This window comes from Nocardia miyunensis NBRC 108239 (genome assembly GCF_001613065.1).
GTDB lineage: Bacteria > Actinomycetota > Actinomycetes > Mycobacteriales > Mycobacteriaceae > Nocardia > Nocardia miyunensis.
Genome location: NZ_BDBQ01000062.1, coordinates 37,253 through 61,104, shown reverse-complemented (window position 1 = coordinate 61,104; position 23,852 = coordinate 37,253). Strand labels below are relative to the sequence as shown.

Genomic DNA, 23,852 nt, shown 5'->3' with positions numbered 1-23,852 from the left:
CCGACAGCGGTACCACCGAGCGAGTCGGTCCCGGTAGGGTGCTGCGGGCGCGGTCGCCACGGCGATCATGAGATCGTCGGGCTCGATCGGAATCGGTTGCGGGATGGACGATGTCACCGGTGCGAGTGGCAGGTGTGCGAAATCTGTTGTGCGCTAGGGTGACTCGCTACCCCTGTGCGCCCGGCGGATGGCTGAGGTAAGGACGCTGGTCAGCCGGTGGATGCTGCGTTCGATCGGGCGGAAGAACAGGCCCGCGAGTCTGGTGTAAGGCCACAGGGAGATGGCCAGGATCACCGTGAGAGCTCTGATCCGGTAGAGCAGCGGAGCATGAGCCATGACGGCCGGGCGGGGGTGGAGGGTGAACAGGGAGGGGAACCAGACGAACAGGGTGTGGGCCGCGATGTCTTGGGAGCCGGTGGATCTCGGGTCGAAGATCACCAGCACACCGGACAGGAGTGCGGCGGCCAGGACCGGCAGGGTGATGCGGTCGACGATGGTCACCGGACGAGTGGAGCCGTCGACCATGGCGGGCAGCAGCAGGAGGGCCGCACCGGTGAGGGCGATCGGGGCGGCGACGGTCTCGCTGACGACCACCACCTGCGAGACGCTCAGGGGGAAACCGAAATGTGTACGGCTGAGCAGTATTTGGCCGACTCGCGGGATCAGTACCCCCAGGACTCCGATGCGGAACAACCACCGGCCCGCCCGCGAGAAATCGGTGCGGGCCGCGACGACGCCGGAGCGGAATCGGTCGTGCCGCCAGCGCCACCAGTGGCCCAGAACGAAAGAGACGAAGGCCAGGTAGGGGATGACCAGCCAAACCAAGGTTGTCATGAGATTTTCTCGGTGCCCTCCGGAGGCGACCGTGCTGGTTCGCCGTTCTCGGCAAGCCTATGCCGACGCGTCCGGGGTGGGGCGGAATCCGAAGTGGTGCAGGGAAATGTCCGATAGCCGCCGACCTGATACGGTGCGTCCCGGCTGCCTGCACCGACTCGCTTCGAGGGGTGTTCGTGCGTCGGCCGGAGCAGGTGGCAGACTCGGGGCCCATGAGTCCGCAGAGCCGTGGCCGTAAGGGCAAGGAGAACAAGCGAGCAGAGGTGCGGGGAGGCAGTGCGGAGGTCGTCGAGGACGACGATCTCGGGGTGGCCGAGATGATGGACGAGGTCATCGCGCGGATAACGGAATTCGAGCGGGTGGACGAGCCGGTGGACGGCGAGTATCTGGCGGCGGGGCTGCTCGCGGTCGGATACGGGGAGAGCGCGGAATACCTGGAGGTGTTCGTGCGGCTGTTCGCCGACCGGGCCGAGGAATTGGCGACGCCGGGCGCGCTGGCCTTCCTGCGCTGTGTCACGGCGCTCACCGTGGAGCCCGTGCGCACGGTCGCCCGCGAGGCCGCCGATCGGCTCGCCGCGGCCGGTGTCGTCCCGCCCGCCTGGGTCCCCGAACTGGACGAACCGCTCACCGCGGGCGAATTCGTCCGCTGGCCCGATGTGGAGGGCACGGGCGCGACGCTGTTCGGCAGTTTCGCGCGGGCGGGCCGCACGGACGGCTTCCTGATCTTCGTGGACGACGAGAACTGCGGGGCCGCATACGATTTGGCCCCGTTCGTCGGAGAGGGTCTGACGGAGTCGCGGCGGCTGACCGATGAGCAGGAACCCGCCGACGCGGAACCCATGACCGCCGGCGACTTCCGCTGGCACGTGCAGGCCGCGCTGGACGCGCGCATGCTGCACGATCGCGCGGCGATGGAGGCGGGCGTGGAATGGGACGAGCCCGAGGAGGACGACGCGATTCCGCACGAGGTCGCCGAGGTGGTCGCGCGGGCGCGATTGCAGATCCTGCCCGTCGCGGCGAAACCGCTCCCGATCCACGTGCATCCGGAATTCGAAACGGGACTTGTGTAAGTGGACCTCGCGCGGCTGGAATACGTGCCGGAGTGTCGGGGTTCACACCCGGTATGACGATTCGTGGATTCGGCAGGTTCGGGGCGTGGCGATACTACGGGGCGGTGACTCCGGATGATGCGAAGGAATTGGAAGGGCTGGGGTACGGCTCGATCTGGCTGGGCGGGTCACCCGCCGCCGAGCTGCCCGTCGTGGAGTCGCTGCTGGAGGCGACCGAGAACGTCGTGGTCGGCACCAGCATCGTGAACGTGTGGAGCGCGCCCGCGGCGGAGACCGCGGAGTCGTTCCACCGGATCGATAAGCGTTTCCCGGGGCGTTTCATCCTCGGCGTCGGGATCGGTCATCCCGAACACCAGAACGAATATCGCAAGCCGTACGACGCCCTGGTCGAGTACATCGACGTGCTGGACCGGGCCGGTGTGCCCAAGCAGCAGATGGCCCTGGCCGCGCTCGGCCCCCGGGTGCTGAAGCTCTCCGGCGACCGCACCGCCGGTGCGCTGCCGTATCTGACCACGCCGCAGCACACCCGTGAGGCCCGTGAGATCCTCGGCCCGGACGCCCTGCTGGTCGCCGAGCACAAGATCGTCCTGGACACCGATCCGGCCACCGCGCGCCCGACCGGCCGCGATGTCGTCAAGTTCTATCTCGGTCTGCGGAACTACGTCTCCAACCTGAGCCGTCTCGGCTTCAGCGAGGAGGACCTCGCCGCGCCCGGCAGTGACAAGCTGATCGACGCGCTGGCCCTGCACGGCACCGCCGAGCAGATCGCGGCGGGCCTGACCGAGCATCTCACCGCGGGCGCCGACACCGTCGCCATCCAGGCGCTCGGCAACGATTACATGGGCACCCTGCGCACCCTCGCCGCCGCACTCGGCTGACCGGCCGGACACCTACCTCGCGCCCGCATCCGTACCCGCCGCCGAACCCCGGCAGGCACGGATGCGGGCGCTGTCGAAAGCGTGTAGCGCGGATCGTTCATCGCCGAGCCCGCTTGACCGGTCGCATGTGATGGACGCCCCCGCTCGATGCGATGGCCCCCGTGACGGACGCTGTGGTTTCGTGCCGCTCGCTCAGGAGCGCACGAGGCGGGCGATCGCGTCGGTGGCCTCTTTGATCTTCTCCTGGGCCTCGGGTCCGCCGCGCACGGCCGCGTCGACGACGCAGTGGCCGATGTGATCCTCGAGCAGGCCCATCGCCACCGCCTGCAGGGCCTTGGTCATGGCCGAGACCTGGGTGAGGATGTCGATGCAGTATTGCTCCTCTTCGACCATGCGCTGCAGGCCGCGAGCCTGGCCCTCGATGCGGCGCAGGCGTTTGAGGTAGTCGTCCTTGGCGGTGATGTACCCGTGGGCGGCGTGATCGTGACCCGACGCGGTCTCCGCCGTGGTGATGTCGTCCTCGGTCACCGGATCGCCCTCTTCTCCCAGCCCCGTCGAGCCTGCCGTCTGTGATACCCCACCAGGGTACAGGCTGGTGGGAGTGGTCGCGCCCCGGTTTCCGCCCGGGGCGCGGGGGTGCGCGAGAATCGGCGCATGAGTTCGGTTCCCCGGCCCGCGCTGGCCATCATCGGCGGCAGCGGCTTCTACGATTTCTTCGGCGACGACGCGGTGAGTCTCGAGGTCGACACGCCCTACGGTGCGCCGAGTGCGCCGATCACCGTCGGGGAGGTCGAGGGGCGACAGGTCGCATTCCTCCCGCGGCACGGCCGCAAACACGAGTTCTCCCCGCACACCGTGCCCTACCAGGCGAATCTGTGGGCGCTGCGGTCGATCGGCGTGCGGCGGATCTTCGCGCCCTGCGCGGTGGGCAGTCTGCGCGCGGACTGGGGACCGGGGACGGTCGCGGTGCCCGATCAGCTGGTCGACCGCACGTCCGGGCGGCCACAGACGTACTTCGACAACGGCGGCATCCACGTCTCGTTCGCCGACCCCTACTGCGACGAACTGCGCGGCGCGGCAACCCGATCCGCGGTTCCCGAGCTGCCGCTGAAATCGGCCGCGACGATGGTCGTGGTGCAGGGCCCGAGATTCTCCACCCGCGCCGAGAGCCGCTGGTTCGCCGCGCAGGGCTGGGAACTGGTGAACATGACCGGATTCCCGGAGGCCGTCCTGGCTCGCGAACTCGAAATGTGTTATGCGGCAATCGCTCTGGTGACCGATCTGGACGCCGGTCTGGAGGCGGGCGAAGGCGTCAGCGCCGCTGCCGTTTTCGCCGCGTTCGAGCAGAACCTGGTGCCGTTCAAGAGACTCGTGCGCCACGCGGTCGCGGCGGTCGAGGGCACCGACACCTGTGCGAGCTGCCGTGTCCATGCCGGTGTGAGCCTGCCGTTCGAACTACCCTGATGTCATGGGTGCACCGTCGCAGGCTTCGGCTCCAGCGGCGCTCGTGCCGATCTTCATGCGGGGGATTCGCGGACCGATGGGGATGACATGCGGGTATTGCTGACCGGAGCGGCGGGATTCATCGGACTGCACGTGCGCAGGACGCTCACCGACGCCGGGCACGAGGTGGTCGCGCTGGACGCGTTGCTCGAATCCGTGCACGGGCCCGATCCGGTTCCGCCCGAGGGGATCGTGCGCGCGGACATCCGCGATCCGGACGCGCTCGACCCGCTGCTGCGCGGCATCGATGTGGTCGTCCATCTGGCCGCCGCGATTCCGCCGGGATCCTCGGCCGGGGGCGGGACCGGCTCGTCGACGAGTGTGCAGGGTCCGCCCGGCCTGCCCCGGCAGAACAACGGTTCCGGGTCGAACACCGGCGCGATGCGTGCGGTGCGGCCGGACGGCCCGAATGTGCAGCGCGCCCCGATGTTCGCCGCGCACAACGACTTCGGCACCGCGGTCCTGCTGGCCGCGATGGAACGCGCCGGAACCCGGCGGCTGGTGCTGGCCTCCTCGGTGTCGGTGTACGGGGAGGGACGGTATCGCGGGCTGCGCAGCGGGCCGTTCTTTCCCGGGGTGCGCCGCCGGGCCGATCTGGACCGCGGAATGTTCGACCACCGCGCGCCGCGGTCGGGGGAGATCCTGACCTGGGAGCCGGTCGGCGAGGACGCACCGCTGCGGCCGCGGACCGGTTACGCGGCGAGCAAGGCGGCGCAGGAGAATTACGCGATGGCGTGGGGCGCGGCCACCGGCGCGGGCGTCACGGTGCTGCGGTATCACCACGTGTACGGCGATCCGATGCACGAGAATGCCGCGCTGAGCGCGCATTCCGGCGTCGCGGCGCAATTCCGGGCGGAACTGGCGGCCGGACGCGCGCCGTACGTCTTCGAGGACGGCGGGCAGGTGCGGGATTTCGTGCACGTCCGAGATATCGCGGCCGCCACCGCGGCGGTCGTGGCGCGTCCGCTGTCCGGATTCGTTCCGCTCAATATCGCCTCCGGACACCCGATCACGCTGTGGGAGGTGGCCTCGATCATGTCCCGGGCCCGCGGTGGCCCGAATCCCGTTGTCAGCGGCCAGTATCGGATCACCGACGCCCGGCATATCGTCGCCGATCCGCAACGTGCCCGTCGCACTGTGGATTTCACCGCAGCCGTGGCTCCGGCTCAGGGACTGGCCGAGTATGCCGCGACCGCCGCGACCGGCGTGCGCCCCTGACCGGGCGTCAGGACATCTCGAAGCGGACCAGGGCGAAGCGGGGGGAGTCGTGGTCGGAGATCCCGTGCGGGAGCGGACTGATCTCGGCGTCCACCCGCAGCCAGCTGCCGTCGGTGGCGGCCAGGCGCAGTCCCGGCAGCGTCTGGTTGAGTTCGCCCGCTCGAACGTCGTTGCGGGCGGCGCGAATTCGGTCCAGATCGTCCGGATGCGGCAGAGTGCGTTCCTCGACGTCGCCGGACCAGCGCAGACCCGGGATCGGCTCGCTGATCCAGCGCAGCACGCGGACCTGCTCGGTGTCCACGACCGCCAGATACAGTCCAGGATTTGCGTTGATGAGCGTGTCCACCGTCGCGGCCTCGAACGATTTGCGTTGCGGCGGAACGCTGTCGGTGATGTCGACGATCACTCCGCGCCAGCGGCGCGGGTCCTCGTCGTCGCTGCGGGCCGCGGTCATCAGCGTGCGCAGGCCATTGGGGATGCGAACGGTCATCTCGCCCAGCCAGCGCGCGCCCGGTGTCGCCTGCGCCATGGTCGCCACCCAATCGAGCGCATCGTCGAAACGTTCGACGTACTCGAAGGTTTCGGCCCCTATCCACACCGAGCGGCCACGGTCGAAGTCCGGCCCGAGTCCGGCGGAGACGACTTCGAGGCGCCGATCGTCGTTGGTGTACAGGTACGGCGCGGCCGGCGCCGGCTCGGAATCGCCCTCGCCCACCCGAACGTGCACCGCGTGCACGTGATCATCCGGTCCGACAACGGGAATGGCCCGCGTCGGCTGCTCTGACCAGGCGTGCCGTGACTTGGGCAGGATCCGCTCGACCGGCTCGCCGGTGGCGTGCGCCGCGGCGATCACCGGCAGAACCCGGCCGGGTACCGTGCGCGCCAACGACTTCCACCGTCGTGGCGCGGTGCCCACGGCCAGCACGGACCAGCTCTCGGCTGTGCCGAGCGTCTCGATCAACAGCCAATCCCCGAGACCCATGGTCCGACCTCTCCCCGGATTCGCTGGTTCACACCCGTGGCGTCCACCACAGCCAGCGAACATCGTGCACCATCACGCCGACGACCGGATCGTTGGCCTCCGGCTGTACTTTCGGCCTCCGCTTCGCTGCGGCGTGGCGGGGCCCTGTCAACCCCGGTCCTTCCCTGCCTCCGCTCCCTCGCTCCACCCGGTCCAGGAGCGGGGCGGGCCCCGGCCTCGGAGCTGGCGTTGCCCTGGGGGCGGAACTCGAGCGAGTTCGGGTGGGCGGCGCTGGATTGTGAGGTTCCGCCTCGCCCAGTACAGAATCGACCCTGGCCGTGGTCTTGTTCAAATCGTCGGGGCATCGCTCAGCTGGGCCATAGTTCCCGAGAGGTGAGTTCGGCGCGGGATCAGCCCTGTTGATGTGGGTTTTCAGGGGTATGTCTCGCTGTGCTGCGCGGAATCGTCGCATTGCTCGTAGTGTCCGGTCCGGACGCGGGCCGGGCCGGATTCGCCACGGCGACGGTTCGGCCTGACGGTCCGGTCGGGGAGGCGGCCGGTGCGATTAGGCTCGCGGACATGGATACTCCGCTGCGGCTCGAGGTGATCGTCGCCAGTGTGCGGCCGGGGCGGTTCGCACCGGTCGTCGCCGACTGGTTTCTGCGGACCGCGCGAGCGGACGACCGGTTCGACGTCGGCGTCATCGATCTGCTGTACACCCCGCTACCGGTCGACCTGTCCGAGACGCCCGAGACCGAAACCTACCGCGAACGTCTTTCCGCCGCAGACGCTTTCGTCGTGGTGACCTCGGAATACAATCACGGCTATCCGGCCTCGCTGAAGACCGCCCTGGACACCGCCAAACACGAGTGGCGTGCCAAGCCCATCGGCTTCGTCGGTTACGGCGGCCTGTCGGGTGGTCTGCGGGCCGTCGAGCAGTTGCGTCAGGTGGTGGCCGAGGTGCACATGGTCTCGATCCGCGAATCGGTCAGCTTCCATCAGGCCAAGCGGGCCTTCGACGCCGACGGCGAGACCCGCGACGGCGCGGCGATCGACGCGGCCCAGCGGCTGCTGCGTCAACTCGCCTGGTGGGCAGGGCATTTGCGGGAGGCGCGCAGCACGGATCCGTATCCGGGCTGACCCGTTCGGCGCCCGACTCGGGCTGTCCCACGCGATGGGGCAGCCGCCACTCAGCTAAACGGACAGTTGTCCGGTACGCTCACGACGGGATCCAACGATTCTCTGACCAGGAGGTATCTCGATGAGTGGACTGGACGGCAAGATCGTCGCCATCACCGGAGCAAGCAGCGGCATCGGCGCGGCGACGGCAACGGAACTGGCCGCGCGCGGGGCGGCTGTCGTACTGGGCGCGCGGCGAACCGACCGGCTCGAGGAGCTGGTGGCGCGAATCCGGGAGAAGGGCGGGCGCGCGGAGATGCTCGCGGTGGACGTCACCCGGCGAGCCGATCTCGTGGACCTGGTTGAGCTGGCCGTCGACCGCTTCGGACGCCTGGACGTGCTGGTGAGCAATGCGGGCATCGCTCGAACCGCACCCGTGGCATCCCTGGACCTCGACGACTGGGACGCCATGATCGACGTCAACGTGCGCGGCGTCCTGCACGGTATCGCCGCCGCCCTGCCGGTGTTCCGCAGTCAGGGCCGCGGACATTTCGTCACCACCATCTCGACGTCCGGGCTCAAGATCGTGCCGAGCCAGGCCGTCTACGCCGGGACCAAGAACGCCGTGCGCACGCTGTTGGAGGCGCTGCGTCAGGAGTCCACCGACGGCGTCCTGCGCACGACCTCGGTCTCGCCCGGATTCGTGCGCACCGAACTGGTCGACTACGTCGAGGATCCCGAACAGCGCGAACAGATTCAGCAGCGGATGGCGGAGTTGGGGATCAGCCCCGACGCGGTCGCGCGCGCCATCGCCTTCGCCATCGAACAGCCCGACGACGTGGAGATCGGCGACATCACCATCCGCCCGACCCGGCAGAACTGAACGCGTCCGACAGCGCCGAGGTCAGCCGTTCGCCATCGCCCGGCGCTGCTGTTGCTGCTGACCGCGGGGTGAGCCGATGTAGGTGGACTCGCGCGGAATGGAGACCAGGCTGAGATCGACCTGCGTGGTACCGGTGCGCAGCACGACGTGATTGCCGATCGCGCCGGGCTGATGGATCTGCAGATCGGGTTTTGTGGCGGGCCAGCCCATCGGATCGCCCGTCACGTAGATGGTGGTGACACCGGCGTGCGGCGCGGGTGCGAGCACCCCGTCCACGACCGCGGCGGTGAACGCCGCATCGCTCTGATGGGTCTCCACCGCGATGGTGAGCCGCTCCGGATTGCCGATGGTGCTGACCAGCTGCTCCCACGCGCCCGGCCGGTCGGTGCGGATCAGGATGCGCTCGCCGACCGCCAGCGCGCGGAACACCAGCTGCTGCGCCAGATACAGCTCACCGGCCACGTACACCGTCGAAATGCCTTGTCCGACAAGCCGGATCGCGACACCGTTGCCCTCGGAGTCGGAGCCGATCAGCTGGCCGCAACCGGAGGAGGGCAGATGCAGTGCGTCGATCACGTCGATCGGGAACTCCGCCACCGGCACCGTATCGTCGACGTCCGGAATGCCGATCGGGAAGTGCGCCAGCAGATTCTGCCGATGCCGCCCGCTCATCGAGACCATGCCCTTGCGCTTGATCTGCTCGGGCATCTCGCGAGCGGTCAGCCGCCAGGCCGCGCCGATGTTGACCGACTCGGCCGAACTGCCCGGCCGCAGCCGCACCGCGACCGTGGTGCCGCGCGATTGCGGAACCCACAGTTGGGCAAGCAGATCCGAACCCAGTCGCTTGGGATCGACTGCGGCGCCGATGTTCACGCCGTTGCCGAGTTCGGCGTATCGCCAGCGGTGGGTCAGGGTGCGCGGGTCGATCCCGGCGCTGATCTGCAGGACCGCCTGCCGGATCTCCGGTGCGGTCAGCACGCGCGAGTAGCAGTCCGCATCCTCGAGCGCACGCTGGATCCGCTGGGTGGCCACGGTGACCGCGCGGCACGCGCCCTCGGTCCCGCCGCCCCGCCGGTCCGCCGCGCCGGGGCAGGCCAGGGCGTCGAAGCTGATGGCGAGCCACACCGTGCGATGCGCGGTCGCGGGCAGCGGGCCCAGCAGCGATTCGTAGATCGGCCCGGCCGGGGTGCCCGAGCGGCTGCGGTGTCCGTGACTGATGATGTCGATACCGCTGAGCAGGATGTCGTGCTGATTCAGGCATTTCGCCAGCTCGGGCATCGGCAGCAGGTGCGAGGCGTGCACGGTGCTGCGGTCGATCCGGGTCAGCCCGCCGCGCGGGGGCAGCACCTCGACCACCGCGACCACCCGGCTGCCCTCCCAGAACAGGCCGAGCGATCGCCCGTCCGGACCACGGAAGTCGATCGTGTCGCCGATCTCGTACTCCCGCTTGCTCGAGAAGCGCCAGATCGTGGCGATCCAGGAGGCGACCGTGCGTTTGCCGAACGGGATCAGCAGCAGCAGGCCCGCCACGATCGCCGCACCGAGCGCATACCAGCCAGGCAGGCGCACGGCCAGCACAACCAGCGCGACCACCAGGCCGAGCAGTTGTGCGGCAAGCAGATTCGACAGCGTGATACGCCCGAGAAGCGGACGCCTTTTCGCCCCGCTGGGTTCGGCCATCGTGGTCCCCCATGTACCCGGTGTCGGCCAGATTCGATGGCCGAGCTGAACTGAAGTCCCCGTGAACTGTACTGTGTTCCACGAACGCGAGCACTGTTCGGGGGAGGACACATGCCTTCAAGACCCACAACTCGGTGGCAGGTAAGCGGCTATCGCTTCCTCGTACGCCGCATGGAGCACGCCCTGGTGCGCCGGGATGTGCGAATGTTGCACGACCCCATGCGCTCTCAGTCGCGCGCCTACGCCGTCGGACTCATCCTCGGCATCGTCGCGCTCGCCGGTTGCGCGGTGCTGGCGCTGCTCAAGCCGCAGGGGTCGATCGGGAACAGCAAGATCCTGATGGGCAAGGAATCCGGCCAGATCTACGCGGTCATCGATGGAACCGTCCATCCCGCCCTGAACCTGGCCTCGGCGCGCCTGGCCGTCGGCGATGCCGCCAGCCCGGCCAGCGTCAAGGAATCGCAGCTGTCCAGCAAGCCGATGGGCGCGCTGATCGGCATTCCCGGCGCGCCGTCGCTGCTCACCTTCGACAGCAGCGGCAACGGCCGGCAGTGGACGGTGTGCGACGAGTTGAAGACCGATGGCAGCAACACCTTGACCAGCACCGCCATCGCCGGGAATTTGACCCTCGGCGACAAGGGTTCGAAACTGCCGAAGAACAACGCACTTCTGGTGCAGGGCAAGGATGCGATCTACCTCGTCTACGACAACAAGCGCGCCCGCGTCAGCATGAACGACCGCTCGGTCACCGACGCGCTCGGGATCACCGGCGTGACCCCGCGCCCGATCAGCCAGGGTCTGCTGAACTCGGTCCCCGAGGTACTGCCGATCATCGCTCCGGTCATCACCGATCCGGGCGGCACTTCGGCGCTGCAGGACCATCGCAACGGCGATGTCGTGCGGCTCGGCACCGACAACCAGTACTTCGTGGCGCTGGAGAACGGTATTCAGCAGATCTCCCCGCTGACCGCCGACATCATCCGCAACTCGAATCCGACCGCGGGCAACGGTCAGATCAGTCCCTACGGCCGCACCCACACCCCGATCGTGAACACCCTTGGGGTGCAGGACTATCCGGAAACCGCGCCGACCGTCGTCGACTCCAAGGACCAGCCCGTCGAGTGCATGTCCTGGAAGCCGGTGAACTCCGCGGACAAGTCCGACGGCAGTATGCACGCCGAGTTGTCCGTGGTCACCGGGCACGCACTGCCGATTCCGGACGGATCCCAACCGGTCCGCCTGGCTCAGGCCGACAGCTCCGGCGGTGACAAGGTCGACCAGTTCTACTCCACCCCCGGGACGGGAATCCTGGTGCAGACCACCGGAATCGAGCCGGACAGCCAGCGCAAGGACGCGGTGTTCTTCATCTCCGACACCGGCGTTCGCTTCGGCCTCAGGGATGCCGACGCGGAGAAGGCGCTCGGGATGGACTCCTCCAAGACCAAGTACGAGCCCGCGCCCTGGCCGATCGTCGGCCTGCTGGCTTCGGGGCCGACCCTGTCCCGTCAGGACGCGATGGTCGCCCACGACGGTGTAGCGCCGGATTCCGATCCGGCCAAGACGCTGGTCTCCGCGACCTCGCAGGCGGCGTCGAACTGATCGAAATTGTCTGCGGGACAACGGCTTCGCAGAATTCGCCGACAACGGAACGAGCGCACGGCCGAGGGTGACCGTGCGCTCGTTCCGTATCGGGACCGTATGGCCCGGCCGATCGTGCGAATTACCCTGCCGGCACAGGGATTCGGGGATGTTCCTCGCTCACGCGGCCGGTATCGGCTCGTTCGGCCCGGTGTCCGCCCCGAACCGAACCCCCTTGGCCTCCTTGCCGACCGCGGTCAATATCGCTACCACGATCAGAACCGGGACGATGGTGACCGCCAGCGCGAACGGATAGCCGTGATGCTGGGCGAGCCGTTCCTGGATGGGCAGATTCAGCGCCGCCAGCAGATTGCCGAGCTGATACGTGACGCCGGGATAGAACCCGCGGATGGCGTCCGGCGACATCTCCGTCAGATGCGCCGGGATCACACCCCACGCGCCCTGCACCATCAGCTGCATGAGGAACGAGCCCAGACACAGCATCGCCGCGGTCGTCGAATAGGCGAACAGCGGAACGATCGGCAGGCCGAGGACCGCACAGAAGATGATGGTGTACCGGCGGCCGAAACGTTCGGAGAGCGAACCGAACAGCAGGCCGCCCACGATCGCGCCGATGTTGTACACCACGGCGATCCATTTCGCGCCGACCGCGCTGATCGCCGCGCCACCCTGGGCATGCGGCGCGGTCAGGAACGTCGGGTAGACGTCCTGGGTGCCGTGGCTCATCCAGTTGAACGCCGTCATCAGCAGGGCCAGGTAGACGAACCGGCGCACGATGATCGGATTGCGGATGATGTCGCGAATCCTGGTCTGCGTCACCTTCATTCGCTCCTGGGTTCGCTCCCACGCCTCGGATTCCTCGGTGCGCGTACGGATGATCAGGATGATCAGCGCCGGGATGATCGACAGCGCGAACAGCCATCGCCAGGACAGCCCCGCCCAGTTCATGACCACCAGGGAGGCCACCGACGCGAGCAGATAGCCGAACGAATATCCCTCCTGCAGCAGGCCGGAGAAGAAGCCGCGACGTTCGACGGGGATCTTCTCCATGGCCAGCGCGGCGCCGAGGCCCCATTCACCGCCCATGCCGATGCCGTAGAGCATGCGCAGCACCACCAGCACGGTGAAGTTGGGCGAGAACGCGCACAGGAAGCCGATCACCGAATACATCGAGACGTTGGCCATCAGCGGGATGCGGCGGCCCACGCGGTCGGCCCACATGCCGAACAGCAACGCGCCGACCGGTCGCATGATCAGCGTGGCCGTGGTCAGGAAGGCGACCTCGGCCTTGCTCATGTGATAGGTGTGCGCGATGTCGGCGTAGACGAACACCACGAGGAAATAATCGAAAGCGTCCATCGTCCAACCGAGTTGGGCGGCGATGAACGAGTTGCGTTGGTCGGAGGTCAGCTTCGGTTTGGGTGCCTTCGGTACCGCGGTGGCCATGTGTATCCCTGCCCTCTACTCAGGTGTGCGGCGGGTCATTCCGCTCGACCGCGCCGTTCCGCATTCTGCAATGTGGGAGGCACGCCGCAACCCAACTTCGCCGCGTTTGTCATGGTTCCGGATGGAATTTTGGTTCGCGTTGAGGAAAATTTGGTGAATAGTTGGTTTTCGGCGAGTTTCGTCCGGACCGGACAGGGCGATCCGGCGCACACCGATGATTCCTGCCGCGACTCCGCGTCCCTACAGCTATGGAGACCAAGAATCTTGCCGATCTGTACCGCCTCGCGGCGCTGCGGTGGTCCGATATCGAAGCCGGTCTGGCAGAGGGCTTTCCCCAGGCGCCGCGTTCCGGTGGGCCGGACCGGCACAGCTGCTGGCTCAGCACCATCGATCCCGACGGCGGTCCGCATCTGACCGCTCTGGGCATGCTGTGGGCCGAGGGGACGTTCTGGTTCGAGACGGGGCCGCGAACTCGCAAGGCGCGCAACCTCACTCGCGATCCACGGTGCGCGCTGAGCGTGGCCACCCGCGAATTCGATCTGGTCGTGCAGGGCACCGCGACACGGGTCACCGATCCGGAGACGGTGGCCCGCATGGCGCTGCTCTGGGCGCGGGACTGGCCCTGCCGAGTGGACGAATCCGGTACGGCGCTGACCGCCGAATTCAGCGCACCCTCCGCGGGCCCGCCGCCATGGCACGTCTACCGCGTGACCGCGTCGTCGGCTACCGCCGTGTCCACGGTGGAGCCCGGCGGGGCGACGCGCTGGTTCTTCGATCGCGCCTGAGCGCCCGGCCGGGGACTACCGGTCGGGCACACCGTCAGTCGCGAACTCCGAACCGGCGGCGGATCGGGAACGACGCCAGATAACCCAGGATCAGCAGCACCGCGATGACGGCCGTACCGATCAACGCCACGTTGCGTGCGGTGTTGTCCGGGGCCTTCGGCGGCGCGGGGACCGCCAGCTGCCAGCTCTCGGCGGCGAACGGTTTCTTGGGCGGCAGCTGGGTGGGCACCTCGGCGGTCAGGGCCGCGACCGGGTCGATCGCGCCGTAGCCGACATACGGATTCCAGCCCCCGGCCGGTGCGTGCGCGGTGGCCTCGATGCGCTTGATCACGTCGAACGCGCTCAGCCGCGGGAACTTCTGGCGAACCAGGGCGGCCAGTCCGGCCACATACGGGCTGGCGAAACTCGTTCCGGCCATCTCGGTTTGCTTGCTGCTCTCGATGAACGCGGACGCGGTGCCCCTGCTGTTGGCCGAGCTGTAGTTGACGTCCAGCGAGGTGATCTTCTCGCCCGGCGCCGCGACGCCGACCCACGGGCCGGGCACGGTGAACTTCGAGGGCGATCCGGTGGCCGGATCGATCGAGCCGACCGAGAGCACGTAGTTGTCCCAGCGGGCCGGGGTGACGTTCTCGTTGACCCGGCTCCACATGTCACCGTCGGGATCGGTCGGATCCAGGACCGGGTTGGTTCCCTTGCAGGCGTCGCTGTTCCCGGCCGCCACCACCACGACGACGTCCTTCTGCGCGGCCGCATACTGCACTGCCGCACCGATTTTCGCGTCCGATGGGGTACCGGCGACGCAGTTGACCTCGGAGATGTTGATCACCCGGGCGCCCAGATCCGCGGCGTGCCGGATCGCGGAGGCCAGGGAGTCCAGATCGCCGTAGCTGTTCTTCTCGATCTGTTCCTGGGTCTGCCCCTGGGACTGACCTTTGACCTCGAAGTAGTTACTGGTCTGACGGATGGCGATGATCTTCGCGTCGGGTGCGATCCCCGCGAAACCCTGTCCGTTCACCCGGCTGGCGGCGATCAGGCCCGCGACCGCGGTGCCGTGGCCGTCGCAGTCCTGGGTTCCGTCGCCGTTGCTGACGTAATCGCCGCCCGCCGCCAGATTCCTCAGGCGCGGATTGCGAGCCACGCCCGTATCGATGACCGCGACCGTCTGGCCCGCACCGGTGGCGAACCGCCATGCCTTGTCCAGGCCCAGAACCCGCTGCGCCTGCGGCACGGTCTGGCCGTCGCCGCCGGGAACGGTGCTCATGCACGGGGTGTTCGGCTTCGGCTCGGTGGTCTTGGATGGATGCGGCGTACCGTCCGCGGGCAGATCGGCAGGATTCACCGCGGGCGGCCGTTCGGCGAAAGCCGTTCCGGCGCCGACCGATACGCTCGAGCCCAGCACGGCCACCGCGACGGCGACGCGAATCACGTTGCGGCCGAATGTCTTCGGGTTCATCGCGCGGCTCAGAGCGAGAGCGAGCGGATGATCGAATACAGGTCGGCCACCCAGAAGGCCAGCGGCAGAATCGCTGCGACGAAACCGTATTCGAGCAGTTCCACCGCGCGGCGCATGGGCGGGGTCGCGGTCTGGTTGGGTATCACCAGACCGCAGATCAGCGCCCCGATCAGCAGGATCATCGCCGCGCCGAACACCGCCAGCGGCTGGGACTGGGTGAAGGCCGCGCCGAGCATCACCGCCAGCAGGATGGCCGCGCCGCCGCCGATCAGCACCACGGCCAGTTCGGCGTTGGCGTAGGTCCGGCTGCGGAAAAGCAGCACCACCGCCGAGACCAGCGCCAGCGCGATACCGGGCCAGAACGGGCCGTGCGAACCGGGATTGCACCCGGCCAGCGCGCCGACCGCCGTGACCAGCGTGGTCGCGCCGACTATGCCGCCCAGATACATCCGGGCCCGCTCGGACTTCTCGCGCAGCACCTCCATGGTCGGCAGCGCGCGGTGGTCGTCGGGGTCGTCCTCGGTCGGGTCGATCGGGGTGCCGGGGGAGGGGACCGGCGGCAACGGCAGCTTGGCCAGCAGCATCGACGCCCGTGGCGCGAGCGAGAGCGCGCCGAGGGCGAGCACGGCCGCACCGGCTCCGATGGCCCGGGTCGGCTGCGAGGTCAGCAGGCCGACCAGCGCGGCCACGATCGCGAACAGCGATACCGTGGTCGCGCCGATGAACAGCGCCAGCCCGACGCCGCTGACCCGCCACGCCAGTACCGCGGTCGCGCCGAAGAGCACCGAACCGAGCAGGATGTTCGCCCAGCCGTAGTGGTGATGTTGCAGCGGCACCAGCAGCATGCCCGCGGCGAACGCGGCGGGCAGCGAACAACCGCCGACGACGATCGCCGTCGGGATGTCCCCGTACATGCGGCTGAGCACCGTGCCGGCGACGACGAGCAGAATCGTCAGGAAGGCCGCGACCGCGCCGGAGATCCAGCCGGGCATGGCATTCGGCGCGGCGAGCAGGCCGACGCAGCCGACGATCATGGTCAGCACGGCGATGGCCGAACCGGAGATCCGGGCCATGCGCGGGGACCAGGAGCGGAAGTTGTCGCCGTCGGCGATGGCGACGTTGTACATGATGTCGTCGAACAGCGGTGTCGGCGCGACGTGGTCGGCGCTCTCGAGCATCAGCAGCTCGCCGTCCCGCACCCCCTGCTCGCCCAGGCTCAGCGAATTGGAGAACGGCGGCTGCCCGATTCGGGCGAGAACCCATTCGGCGGGCTGGAATTGTTCTCCGCTGGAATCGAAATCGTTCGTCCCGCTGTGCTGGGCGACCATATCCACGACGCTGGGAATGACCAGTGCCACCGGGACATCCACCGGGATCGCCATGTCGACCTGGGTGTGCTTGGCCAGAATCGTGACCCGGGCCAAATCCGGCGCACGGACGATTCCGCGAGTCGAATCGTCTTCGATATGGCTCATTCGCGCGTGCGTCACGCTGCCCCCAACTCCGTCTCTACCTGGTGTTTCCGCAAGCGCGCGAGTTGCGATCGCGCGGTTGACCCGTGCAGAATGCTGCTCGAACTGTACGACATGTCGGCCGTGACCTCTACACTGAGGCCGCACCACGCCGCCGAAGGGGGAGCTTCAGTCGATGAGCACAGTCCGTTTCCAGCGTCGTCAGCGCCGGGAGGTTCCGCGTTCGCCCGGTGGTGAGGTCACGCTCCAGCCGCCTCCCGAGATTCCCCGGTCCATTCCGGGCGGTTTGCTGGGCAAGCTCATGCCCGTCGTGATGGTGGTCGGCATGGTCGGCATGATGGCGGTCATGTTCACCAAAAGTGGTGGCATAGGGTCGAATCCGACCGCGCTGATGTTCCCGATGATGATGGTCTTCTCGATGGTCGGCATGTTCACCCAGGGGGGTGGCAAGGGCCAGAAGGCGGCCGAGGCCAACGAGGATCGCAAGGACTATCTGCGGTACCTCGATCAGGTCCGCAAGGACGTCGACGAGACCGCGCGGCAGCAGCGTGCCGCGGTGGAATGGAGTCATCCCGAGCCCGGCCTGGTCTGGATGCTCGCGGGCACCAGCCGCATGTGGGAGCGCCGCCCCGGTGACAAGGACTTCTGCCACGCCCGCATCGGCCTGGGCGGACAGCGCCTGGCCACGCGCCTGGTGTCGCCGGAGACCGGTCCGGTCGAGGAACTCGAGCCGATCGCCGCGGTTTCGTTGCGCCGGTTCGTGCGCACCCATTCCACCGTGCCGGACCTGGCCACGGCCATCGCGGTTAAGGGTTTCGCGACCATCCAGCTCAACGGCGACCGCGCGCAGGCCCGGGATATGACGCGCGCGATGTTGTTGCAGCTGTGCATGTTCCAGGCGCCGGATCAGGTGCTGCTCGCGGTGGTGGCCGGTCCGGACACGATCGCCGAGTGGGAGTGGACCAAGTGGCTCCCGCACACCCAGCATCCGGAATCGCAGGACGGCGTCGGGGCCGAGCGGATGGTGTACGGCTCGGTACGGGAGATGACCGCGGGCCTGAATCCGTTGGTGGTCAACCGGGTTCGGTACTCGCGCAATCAACCGGCCAATCAGAATCTGACCCATATCGTCGTCGTGGTCGACGGCGGCCTGCTCGAGGCCGAGGAGGACCCGCTGCGCGAGTCCGGCTACGAGGGCGTCACGATCATCGACCTGTGCAATTACGCTCCGCGCCTTGCTGTTTCGCGCGGTATCCAGATGGTGGTGGAGAACGGCGAGTGCGTCGGTCGCGGCGCCACCGGAAATATGGAGCGCTTCGCGGTGATCGACCGGATCAGCGCGCGGCAGGCCGAGCAGGTCGCTCGTCGTCTCGCGCCGTTCCGGGTGGTCACCCAGACCGGCGCGGAAAACGCCTCGGGCGAGAGCGCCGAGGCCATCACTTCCTGGGCGCAGATGCTCGGTCTGGGCGATATCGGTACGTTCAGCCCGGAGAGCCAGTGGAAGCCGCGCTACGGCCCCGAGCGGTTGCGGGTGCCCTTCGGTGTCGGCGCCGACGGACTGCCGGTGTATCTGGACATCAAGGAGGCCGCCGACAAGGGTATGGGTCCGCACGGCCTGTGCATCGGCGCGACCGGTTCGGGTAAGTCGGAATTCCTTCGGACCCTTGTGCTCTCGATGATCGCGCTGCATTCGCCCGACCAGCTGAATCTGGTTCTGGTCGACTTCAAGGGCGGTGCGACCTTCCTCGGGCTCGAAGGCGTGCCACATGTCGCGGCCATCGTCACCAACCTGGAGGAGGAAGCCGACCTCGTCGGCCGGATGAGAGACGCCCTCGATGGTGAGATGAACCGCCGCCAGGAACTGCTGCGTACGGCGGGTAACTTCGCCAACGTCGGTGAATACGAGAAGGCCCGTGCCGCCGGTGCGGATCTGGATCCGCTGCCCGCGCTGTTCGTGGTGCTCGACGAGTTCTCCGAACTGTTGCAACAGCATCCGGACTTCGCGGATCTGTTCACGATGATCGGTCGGCTGGGTCGATCACTGCAGGTACACCTGCTGCTGGCCTCCCAGCGTCTGGAGGAGGGCAAGCTCAAGGGCCTCGAATCCCACCTGTCCTACCGGATCGGCCTGAAAACCTTCTCCGCCAACGAATCCCGGCAGGTGCTGGGTGTTCCGGACGCGTACAACCTGCCGCCCAGTCCCGGTGGCGGCTACCTGAAAGCCGGTGACGGCGAGATCCGGCGGTTCCAGGCGGCCTACGTGTCGGGCGCGTACGTCGGCGGTGGTTCGCAGCGCCAGGTCACCCAGGCCGGAATCGTCGGCGGTGAGATCGATATCCACGCCCGCGTCTTCACCGCCGGTCACGTGGATTTCCGTGCCAGCGACCGCATTCCGGTGGCGGCCGAGCCGGAACTGATCCAGGAGGCCGTCAGGGGCGAGGACGGGGAAGAGATCTCCAACCTCGGCATGCTGGTCTCCCGCATCCGCGGACACGGCCGCCCCGCGCACGAGATCTGGCTGCCGCCGCTGGACGATGCGCCGACCATGGATTTCCTCCTGCCGCGTTCCATCCTCACCGGCGACGTTCCGCAGATCGCCTCGCTGCGCGTGCCGATCGGCATCGTCGACCGCCCGTACCACCAGCGCCGGGATCCGATGGTCGTGGACCTGTCCGGCGTCGGCGGCAACGTGGCCGTGGTCGGTGGCCCGCAGTCGGGTAAGTCGACCGCGCTGCGGTCGTTGATCATGTCGATGGCGTTGAGTCACACCGCCGAACAGGTGCAGTTCTACTGCCTGGACTTCGGTGGCGGTACCCTCATCAGCCTCGAGGGGCTGCCGCACGTCGGTTCGGTCGCGGGTCGCCTGGACGAGGAGAAGGTCCGTCGCACCCTGTCCGAGATGCACAACATCGTGCGTGCCCGCGAAATGCGGTTCCGGCAGCTGGGCATCGAGTCCATGTCGGAATTCCGCCGCCTGCGCGGCGCCGATCCGGCCGGGAACTCGGCCGCGACCGGTGTGCACGAGGATCCGTTCGGTGACGTCTTCCTGGTCATCGATGGTTTCAGCACGATTCGCCAGGACTTCGACTCGCTCGAACAGGGCATCATGAACCTGGCGGTGCAGGGTCTGTCGTACGGCGTGCACGTGATCATCGCGCTGAACCGGTGGGCCGAGGCCCGCCCGGCGCTCAAGGACCAGATCGGCACCCGCATCGAGCTGCGTCTCGGTGATCCGATGGATTCCGACCTGGGCCGCAAGTTCGCCGCACTGGTTCCGAAGGGCCGTCCCGGCCGCGGTATGACCGCCGAAACCCTGCACATGCTGACCGCGCTGCCGCGTATCGACGGCGATCCGAATCCGGAAACGCTCAGTACCGGTGTGGCCCAAGCGGTCGCGGCGGTGCGGCAGATGAATCCGGGCCGCCCGGCCCCGCGGGTGCGCATGCTGCCCGAGCGGCTGGAACGCCAGGAACTGCTGCGGCTGTCCGGAAACTGGGCGGGCGACGCGTCGCAGAAGTGCATGCGTTTCCCCATCGGCATCAGCGAATCCGAGCTGGCCCCGGTGTTCATCGACTTCAACGTCAGCCCGCACTTCGTCATCGTCGGTGACTCCGAATCGGGTAAGACCACCCTGCTGCGCTCGATCGCCGAGGGCATCATCGCGTCCAACACCCCGAATCAGGCGCGCATCATCATGGGTGACTACCGCCGCAGCATGCTGGGCCTGCTGCCGCAGCAGTACATGGCCGGATACGGTTCGACCGCACCGCAATTCACGGACAACATGAGCGATCTGGCGGCTTATGTGGCGAAGCGGACTCCCGGCCCGGACGTGACGCCGCAGCAGTTGCGGGACAGGTCCTGGTGGGACGGTCCGGAGCTGTACGTCCTGATCGACGACTACGATCTGGTCGCCACCTCCAGCGGTAACCCCGTGCAGGCGCTGCTCGAAAGCCTCGCGCACGCACGCGATCTCGGCTTCCACGTGGTCATCGCCCGGCGTTCGGGCGGCGCCAGCCGCGCGATGTACGAACCGGTGATCGGCCGGATGAAGGATCTCGGTTCGGCCGGTCTGATCATGAGCGGTAGCCGTGACGAGGGTGTGCTGTGGGGTAATGCCCGTCCGTCGGCCATGCCGCCCGGACGCGGCACCTACGTCACCCGCAATGGCGAGGAACTCATCCAGACCGGATGGCTGCCGCTGACCTGATGTCGAATGTCGATCTGGTGTTGACCGACACGCGACTGTGGGCGCGCAGCGAGTCGACGCACTGGGATGGTCCGCCCTCGATCATTCCTGCCAGTGACGGCAGGAGTTTCGTTGTCGGAGAACAGCTTCGGCCGCAGTATCCGGCGGTGTCGATGGTCCGGATGGCCGCGGCCGACCGGATCGCCTTCCCGCCGACGTTGCCGCCGATCGCCGATGCCTGGGCGGTGACGCTGGGCGCGGTGCTGACCAATCTGCAATTGCCCACGCCCTGTGAGCAGCTCACCATCGCCGGGCCCTCGGCCTGGGGGCGTCGGCGGCGGGCCGCGTTGGAGACCGCGGCCCGGCGGCTGGTGTCGCAGGTGGCGGTCGAGCCGTTGGCGCGGCGGGCCGCATCGCTGGGTGTCAGTACCGCTCAGCAGCAGCGCATCGCGGTACTGGAACTCGATCCGCTGTCCACGACCGTCAGTTTGATCGGCAGGTCCGGACAGGACACCTGGATCGAGGCGTGCGAGTTCGAACCGACCGTCGGCCTGGCCGACGTGGAGGAGGGCCACGGTCTGCCCGGCGTCGTCGGCGTGATCGCCCGGTTGCTCGCCGGACAGGCGCCGACCTATCTGCTGGCCCTCGGCGTGACGGACAAGGGCCTGCTCGACGCGCTGGCCGTGACCCTGGCCGAACAGTGCGGATTTCCGGTCGACGTGCGTCCGCTCACCGGAGTCGAACTGATTCGCGGTGCGCATCCGGGGATGCCGATGCCCATCGCGCAGAACGCGCAGGCCGCGCGGTTGTCACCGATGGAGTTCGATTCGCTGCACCAGCACGCGCTGGCCGTCCAGCCGCCGCGTCAGGGCCCGAATCGGCTGCTCATCGCCGCCGCCGCGGTCGTCGTGCTGCTGCTGATCGGCGTGGGCGTGACGATCGCGCTGACCCGTTCGGGCTCGTCCCGCACCACTGCGGGTCCCGAATCATCCGGTCCGCCAACGTCTTCGGCCACCGCCTCCGGGCCGGCCACACAGACCTTCGGCCGGATCCAGGCGCAGATCCCCGCCGGATGGCATATCGCCTCGCACGTCGGCGACCGCGTGGACATATCCCCGAACGACGGTGCGCGCCAACGCATCACGCTGACGCAGAAGGTGCTCAACCCCGGCGCCGGTCTCGACGACGTGGCCGACACCCTGGCAGCGCAGATCGAACGCCGCCCGGCAAATCAGGTCGGCGGCCTGCGCCGCAACGCCGTCTTCGGCGACCGCACCGGCCTGTCCTATCAGGAATCCCCCGGCGACGGCACCACCGTTCACTGGCAGATCCTGGTCGACTCCGGCGTGCAGGCCAGTATCGGCTGCCAATACGTCGAGGGCAACTGGCAACCCATCGCCACCCCCTGCGAACAGTTCGTCCGCACCCTGCGCGTCACGGGGTGAGGGGAGAGATCCGGTAACCGGCCCGAAGCTACGCGTGGTCGGTGCGCGGACGCCGGACGCTGCACCAGAATCGTTGTGAAGCTTCATAATTCGGATCTACATGGCATCTCCGCGCGCTCCGGTGCCGAGCGGTGCTCCTGTGGACTTCCCATTTCTGGTTGTCGTGCGAGGTCGGCCGGGTTGGGATATGTTGCCCGATACCCGTTTCAGGAGGCACATATGGGTAGCTGGCTGCGTACTCTGACCACCGTGGGCGTTCTCGCCCTGACCGTCGGCGCGTGCGGCAGCCCGCCCGCGAAACAGGGAGCCGCGGCAGCGCCCGGCGCCGCGAATTTCAAGGCGTGCATGGTGTCCGACTCCGGCGGCTTCGATGACAAGTCGTTCAACCAGACCTCCTACAAGGGCCTCACCGACGCGGTCACCGCGCTGGGCCTGTCGAAGGCGCAGCTGGAATCCAAGTCCGACAACGACTATCCGGGCAACATCGACACCATGGTCCGGCAGCGATGCAACATCATCGTGACCGTCGGCTTCAAGCTCGGCGATGCGACATATGCTGCGGCCAAGGCGAATCCGAATATCGACTTCGCGATCGTGGACAACGCGTACACCGACACGGTCAAGAATCCACCGCTGCCCAACCTGCAGGGCCTGACCTTCAACGCGGCCCAGCCCGCATTCCTGGGCGGGTACCTGGCCGCGGGCATGTCCAAGACCGGCAAGGTGGGCACCTTCGGCGGGATCAACATTCCGACCGTGGCCATCTTCATGGACGGGTTCGCCGAGGGCGTCTCGTATTACAACCAGCACAAGGGCAAACAGGTGCAGTTGCTCGGCTGGGACGAGGCGACCCAGCAGGGCGTGATCACCAACGACTTCTCCGACAAGAACACCGCCAAGGCCAAGGCCAACGATCTGATCAGTCAGGGCGCGGACGTGCTGATGCCGGTGGCCGGTCCGGCCGGACTGGGCGCGCTCGAGGCGGCGAGATCCTCCGGCGGCAAAGTGACCGCTGTCTGGGTCGACACCGATGGCTGTGTGAGCGCCGCGGAATACTGTTCGGTGCTGCTCAGCAGTGTGAAGAAGTCGATGGACGTCGCGGTGGACAAAGTGATCACCGACGCGTACCACAAGCACTTCAGCAACGCGTCCTATGTCGGGACGTTGACGAACAAGGGCGTGAGCCTGGCTCCCTATCACAGTTTCGATGCCGCCGTCCCGTCCGGGCTGAAGTCCGAAATCACCGCGCTGGCAGCTGATCTCGCTGCTGGGAAGGTCACCATCGCGTCCAAGTCCCAACCTGTCGGATGATGTTCC

Annotated in this window: 18 protein-coding genes; 11 read left to right on the top strand and 7 right to left on the bottom strand. The window is 67.8% G+C overall.

The genetic code is table 11. The features are described from left to right. Positions 1-153 precede the first annotated feature (153 nt). Positions 154-834 carry a respiratory nitrate reductase subunit gamma gene (locus NM2_RS26810; protein ID WP_067674137.1) on the bottom strand — a complete coding sequence of 227 codons (681 nt, stop codon included), beginning with the start codon at positions 832-834 and terminating at the stop codon, positions 154-156. 212 nt (positions 835-1,046) lie between these two features. Between NM2_RS26810 and NM2_RS26805 the strand changes: the two genes are divergently transcribed. Both NM2_RS26805 and NM2_RS26800 read left to right on the top strand, forming a co-directional pair. Continuing rightward, a complete protein-coding gene (locus tag NM2_RS26805; protein WP_067674135.1) occupies positions 1,047-1,904 on the top strand; it encodes a hypothetical protein in 858 nt (285 codons plus the stop codon). 53 nt (positions 1,905-1,957) lie between these two features. Next, positions 1,958-2,782 carry an LLM class F420-dependent oxidoreductase gene (locus NM2_RS26800; RefSeq protein ID WP_067674133.1) on the top strand — a complete coding sequence of 275 codons (825 nt, stop codon included), beginning with the start codon at positions 1,958-1,960 and terminating at the stop codon, positions 2,780-2,782. Between the two features lie 192 nt (positions 2,783-2,974). On the opposite strand, the gene NM2_RS26795 is transcribed toward NM2_RS26800, so the two are convergent. Continuing rightward, entirely contained in the window at positions 2,975-3,310 is a 336-nt protein-coding gene (locus NM2_RS26795; protein ID WP_067674131.1) for a metal-sensitive transcriptional regulator, read from the bottom strand. Between the two features lie 126 nt (positions 3,311-3,436). On the opposite strand from NM2_RS26795, the gene NM2_RS26790 reads away from it, so the two are divergent. Together NM2_RS26790 and NM2_RS26785 are read left to right on the top strand one after the other, a co-directional pair. Continuing rightward, a complete protein-coding gene (locus NM2_RS26790) occupies positions 3,437-4,246 on the top strand; it encodes an S-methyl-5'-thioadenosine phosphorylase (protein WP_067674129.1) in 810 nt (269 codons plus the stop codon). 87 nt (positions 4,247-4,333) lie between these two features. After that, positions 4,334-5,503, top strand: a complete 1,170-nt coding sequence (locus NM2_RS26785; RefSeq protein WP_067674127.1) for an NAD-dependent epimerase/dehydratase family protein — start codon at positions 4,334-4,336, stop codon at positions 5,501-5,503. Between the two features lie 7 nt (positions 5,504-5,510). On the opposite strand, the gene NM2_RS26780 is transcribed toward NM2_RS26785, so the two are convergent. Continuing rightward, positions 5,511-6,485 carry a GAF domain-containing protein gene (locus NM2_RS26780; RefSeq protein ID WP_067674125.1) on the bottom strand — a complete coding sequence of 325 codons (975 nt, stop codon included), beginning with the start codon at positions 6,483-6,485 and terminating at the stop codon, positions 5,511-5,513. Between the two features lie 558 nt (positions 6,486-7,043). Here NM2_RS26780 and NM2_RS26775 point away from each other — a divergent pair. Continuing rightward, positions 7,044-7,604, top strand: a complete 561-nt coding sequence (locus NM2_RS26775; protein WP_067674207.1) for an NADPH-dependent FMN reductase — start codon at positions 7,044-7,046, stop codon at positions 7,602-7,604. A gap of 121 nt (positions 7,605-7,725) precedes the next feature. After that, positions 7,726-8,466, top strand: coding sequence for an SDR family oxidoreductase (locus NM2_RS26770; protein WP_067674123.1), 741 nt, complete (start codon positions 7,726-7,728; stop codon positions 8,464-8,466). 21 nt (positions 8,467-8,487) lie between these two features. Here the strand turns inward: NM2_RS26770 and eccE are convergent, their stop codons facing one another. Then, positions 8,488-10,146, bottom strand: a complete 1,659-nt coding sequence (gene eccE, locus NM2_RS26765) for a type VII secretion protein EccE (RefSeq protein ID WP_067674121.1) — start codon at positions 10,144-10,146, stop codon at positions 8,488-8,490. A 111-nt stretch (positions 10,147-10,257) separates the two neighbouring features. Between eccE and eccB the strand changes: the two genes are divergently transcribed. Continuing rightward, entirely contained in the window at positions 10,258-11,745 is a 1,488-nt protein-coding gene (eccB, locus tag NM2_RS26760; RefSeq protein ID WP_084531581.1) for a type VII secretion protein EccB, read from the top strand. Between the two features lie 159 nt (positions 11,746-11,904). On the opposite strand, the gene NM2_RS26755 is transcribed toward eccB, so the two are convergent. Then, positions 11,905-13,191 carry an MFS transporter gene (locus NM2_RS26755; RefSeq protein ID WP_157121326.1) on the bottom strand — a complete coding sequence of 429 codons (1,287 nt, stop codon included), beginning with the start codon at positions 13,189-13,191 and terminating at the stop codon, positions 11,905-11,907. Positions 13,192-13,439: 248 nt separating this feature from the next. Here NM2_RS26755 and NM2_RS26750 point away from each other — a divergent pair, with 248 nt between their 5' ends. Further along, the gene (locus tag NM2_RS26750; RefSeq protein WP_067674117.1) at positions 13,440-13,976 is read left to right on the top strand and encodes a pyridoxamine 5'-phosphate oxidase family protein; all 537 of its coding nucleotides are present in this window, start codon (positions 13,440-13,442) and stop codon (positions 13,974-13,976) included. A 34-nt stretch (positions 13,977-14,010) separates the two neighbouring features. On the opposite strand, the gene mycP is transcribed toward NM2_RS26750, so the two are convergent. Continuing rightward, the gene (gene mycP / locus NM2_RS26745) at positions 14,011-15,429 is read right to left on the bottom strand and encodes a type VII secretion-associated serine protease mycosin (RefSeq protein WP_067674115.1); all 1,419 of its coding nucleotides are present in this window, start codon (positions 15,427-15,429) and stop codon (positions 14,011-14,013) included. 8 nt (positions 15,430-15,437) lie between these two features. After that, on the bottom strand, positions 15,438-16,904 hold the full coding sequence (gene eccD, locus NM2_RS26740; RefSeq protein WP_245718233.1) for a type VII secretion integral membrane protein EccD: 1,467 nt from the start codon (positions 16,902-16,904) through the stop codon (positions 15,438-15,440). 172 nt (positions 16,905-17,076) lie between these two features. On the opposite strand from eccD, the gene eccCa reads away from it, so the two are divergent. From eccCa to NM2_RS26725, 3 genes are all read left to right on the top strand, one after another. Then, positions 17,077-21,111, top strand: coding sequence for a type VII secretion protein EccCa (gene eccCa, locus NM2_RS26735; RefSeq protein ID WP_067674110.1), 4,035 nt, complete (start codon positions 17,077-17,079; stop codon positions 21,109-21,111). Next, positions 21,093-22,535, top strand: coding sequence for a type VII secretion-associated protein (locus tag NM2_RS26730; RefSeq protein WP_157121325.1), 1,443 nt, complete (start codon positions 21,093-21,095; stop codon positions 22,533-22,535). Before eccCa ends, NM2_RS26730 begins: the two co-directional genes overlap by 19 nt. A 219-nt stretch (positions 22,536-22,754) precedes the next feature. Continuing rightward, positions 22,755-23,846 carry a BMP family lipoprotein gene (locus tag NM2_RS26725; protein ID WP_067674106.1) on the top strand — a complete coding sequence of 364 codons (1,092 nt, stop codon included), beginning with the start codon at positions 22,755-22,757 and terminating at the stop codon, positions 23,844-23,846. The last annotated feature ends 6 nt before the right edge of the window (positions 23,847-23,852 follow it).